Here is a 3,174-nt window from a genome sequence, read left to right on the forward strand (position 1 = left end):
TCATCTGCTTTGCTTCGATGAGCCCCTGCACGATACGACCGGGCATCGCGCCTATGTATGTGCGGCGGTGTCCGCGCAGCTCGTTTACGTCCTCAAGGCCGCCCAAAGCCACGCGCACCAGCTCGCGCTTTAGCGCCTTTGCGATCGAGTTTGCTAGACTCGTTTTACCGACGCCCGGAGGCCCCGCAAAGCACAAGATCGCGCCGTTATTTACCTTGCCCGCGACGCCTCGTAACTGCAAAAGCTCGCGCAGAGCAAAGTACTCCTCTATCCTATCCTTTGGCCTTTCAAGCCCGTAGTGATCGGCATTTAGCTGCTTTGCGACTTCCTGCACGCTTAGTTTTTTATTTGCCGTATTTTCAAACGGTATTTCGATTACCCAGTCCAGATAGCTTTGTATCGTGTTTGCGTCGGCAGAATCAGGATGTATGCGCGATAGCTTGTCGATTTGTTTTTTTATCTCCTTATACGCATCCTCGCCCATAAATTTCTTTTTAGCTTCCAGCTTCTTACGGTACTCCTCGATCTCCTCCTCGCGGCTGGTATCTGAGCCGAGCTCTTGCTGTATCTGCTTTAGCTGCTCTTTTAGAAAGTACTCTTTATTTACCTTATCTATTTTTGAGTGAGCCTTGTTTTTTATCTCGCGCTGGAGTTTATTTGCCTCGATCTCCTCGATAACGTAGTCGATGAGCTTTAGCAGCTTTTGCTCCAAATTTTCCTCGATAAAAAACTCGTACGCCGTTTTTTTCTTTAGTCTTAGCGAGCTTAAAATCAGATCGCAAACGCGGCTAGGTTCGGCGCTCTCTTCTATCGTTTTTAAAAGATCGGGCGGGAAAAAGTGGCTAAGCGCGGCCAGATCTCGCACCTTTTCGCGAAGTACGGTTAGTAGCGCGTCGCTTTTGGTATTTTCGGGTCTTTTTTCATGCAGCACGTCCACGACGGCTTGCAGCGGCTTTGAGGATACTCTTGAGACTATGCGCCCCTTACTCGTTCCTTGAAATAAAATTTTCACTCTACCGTCTGGTAGCGGTACTCGCCTCATCACGGTGCCGATGACGCCGGCGTCGTAGATGGAGTCAAATTCTCGAGCGCCTTCGTTTTGCGCCTTCGTCGGTACGACTAGGATAGGACTCTGCGACTCGAGAGCCAAATTTAGCGCCTCGATATTTTCCTCGTCGCTCAAAAAAAGCGGCGTGATCATAAAAGGATATAAAAATAGCTCGTCCTCGACGATGACTGGTAGCTGGGCTGGGAACATTTTTGATTCGTAAATTTGCAAATTTAGCTCCTATTCAAACATTTTTCTATACCAAGGAAGCTGCGGAAGCACGATATTTGCGTCATTTAGCGGCGATGCTTGCACCTTTTCTTTATAAATTTGCGCCGACTCGTCCCTGCCAGTGCGTTCGTATAGATCGGCTATCTGCATGTCTAGGTTGTAGATCGCGAGCTTAAATTTAACCAGCATAGTTTCGATCAGCGGGCGATACTGCGTGTTTGGGTAGATGTAGAGAAATTTTTCTATCTCGGCGATGCTGTCTTGCATTAGCTTTTGGTTTCGATTGGGTTGCGAGAACGAATCAAAATTCGCCTTTATTTTCAGATACTGCGCAAATTCGCTCCTAGGGCCGCTATCTCCGTATCTTTTAAGGTATTCGTCTAGGTAAAAATTCGCCATCAAATACTCTTCGTCGTTGGCGTGAGCTTGGGCTAGGATTAGTAGCATTTGCTCCAAAAGCGGACTAGCTACGTGTTCGCTAGACATAGCCGTGTAGTGTTTGTCGGCGCTTTCTAGGTCGCGATTTTTGATATCGCCGATGATCTCGGAGTACCACTGATCCGGCGTTAAATTATAAAGCTCCGTGTATTTGTCGGCACAACCGCTGATTAAACAAACAAAAAATACCGCAGATAAAAATTTGATCAAATTTTTCATACGTTCCCTTAAATTTAAATTTTTTAAATGGGCTATTTTACCATTGTTTTTGTTGCTTTTTGGTAAATTTTTGTTTTATTTATGCTTAAAAATAGAAAAATTTGGGTACAATTCGCGTAAAAGGTAAATGTATAATTAAGGAGATGTATATGGTTTTTCAAGTCAAAAGTCCGATTTTAGGCTTTGAGCACATCAAAAGTTATGAGTTAAAAGAATTAGATCAGTTTTTCATAAAGCTTCAAAGCAAGGACGATGAGACGTCTTTTACCGCGATAAACCCGTACGCCTTGAGAAATTACGAATTTGATATACCGACGTACTATCAGGAACTGATGGACATAAACGACAAAAGCGAGCTAAGGATCTACAACATCATGGTAGTAAGCACTCCGATCGAGACATCGACGGTAAATTTCATCGCTCCTATCGTTTGCAATATGACAAATATGACGTTGTCTCAGGTGGTTTTAGATGTGTATAACTATCCAGACTATAAACAAGCCGAGAAAATTTCAGATTTTATACAACAATAAAATTCTGCCTTTCTCCAAACAAAAGGATATAAAATGAAAAAATTAGAAATTGTTCTGATTGCTTTATTTGCATTAAGCAGCTCTCTATTTGCTGGAACACACAAAGACCAAGACGGATTTAGTCACAATATTACAACCATTGAAAAAGAAAAAACTCGCATTGGTCGAGATGGCTATATAGACAATAACGAAGAGAAAACCTTAACAAAAAGAACGATAGATGAGATAATTGGAGGAAAAAGGTCTGAAAAAAAAGTAATCTATGGAGATATAGAGACTATCGGAGCTTCAATAGTTAAAACCAAGGGCAATAGTGACCAAGGCACTTACTACAACTATCAACCACGAGATCCAAGAGATAATCCAACAGAAAAAACATCAATAACAACAGTGGAGTTTGAAACAGAAGACGGTAGTTCATTTGAAAAAAATTCCGCAAAGGCTACTTTTAACTTCTCAGATAGAAAAGATCAAATAGGAACAGATATAGATAGAAAAATAACAGGAGAAAAAATAATATTTGCCAGACTATACTGGGGAGCAAGTATAGTACAAAGGTGGTCCAAAGAGCAGAATAGCTACGAAAACACCATAAAAGAATACTTTAAAAATATCAAAGGATTTAATCAGATAAAATTTGGGTATCCTAATGGTAGAGGTGGTATGGATTACAAATCGCTACAAGCCCTAGAAAAAGATACAAAA

3 protein-coding genes and 1 pseudogene are annotated in these 3,174 nt (G+C 41.9%); 2 read left to right on the forward strand and 2 right to left on the reverse strand.

Annotation, left to right across the window (positions count from 1 at the left end):
- Both Q0338_RS03980 and bamD read right to left on the reverse strand, forming a co-directional pair.
- Positions 1–1,279, reverse strand: a 1,279-nt coding sequence (locus Q0338_RS03980) for an LON peptidase substrate-binding domain-containing protein (RefSeq protein WP_298085629.1), incomplete at its 3' end; no start/stop codon positions are given.
- 9 nt (positions 1,280–1,288) lie between these two features.
- Positions 1,289–1,936, reverse strand: coding sequence for an outer membrane protein assembly factor BamD (gene bamD / locus Q0338_RS03985; protein WP_298085630.1), 648 nt, complete (start codon positions 1,934–1,936; stop codon positions 1,289–1,291).
- 149 nt (positions 1,937–2,085) lie between these two features.
- On the opposite strand from bamD, the gene fliW reads away from it, so the two are divergent.
- Positions 2,086–2,469: a flagellar assembly protein FliW gene (gene fliW, locus Q0338_RS03990; RefSeq protein WP_298085631.1), complete on the forward strand. Its 384-nt coding sequence runs from the start codon at positions 2,086–2,088 to the stop codon at positions 2,467–2,469.
- Between the two features lie 33 nt (positions 2,470–2,502).
- Positions 2,503–3,174: pseudogene (locus Q0338_RS03995) on the forward strand (hypothetical protein); the annotation flags it as partial.

The organism is uncultured Campylobacter sp. (assembly GCF_938018145.1).
Taxonomy (GTDB): Bacteria; Campylobacterota; Campylobacteria; order Campylobacterales; family Campylobacteraceae; genus Campylobacter_A.

Bases quoted from the DNA above. Each gene is read 5' to 3' on its own strand.
- bamD (WP_298085630.1), bottom strand. From the start codon at position 1,936: ATGAAAAATTTGATCAAATTTTTATCTGCGGTATTTTTTGTTTGTTTA.
- fliW (WP_298085631.1), top strand. From the start codon at position 2,086: ATGGTTTTTCAAGTCAAAAGTCCGATTTTAGGCTTTGAGCACATCAAA.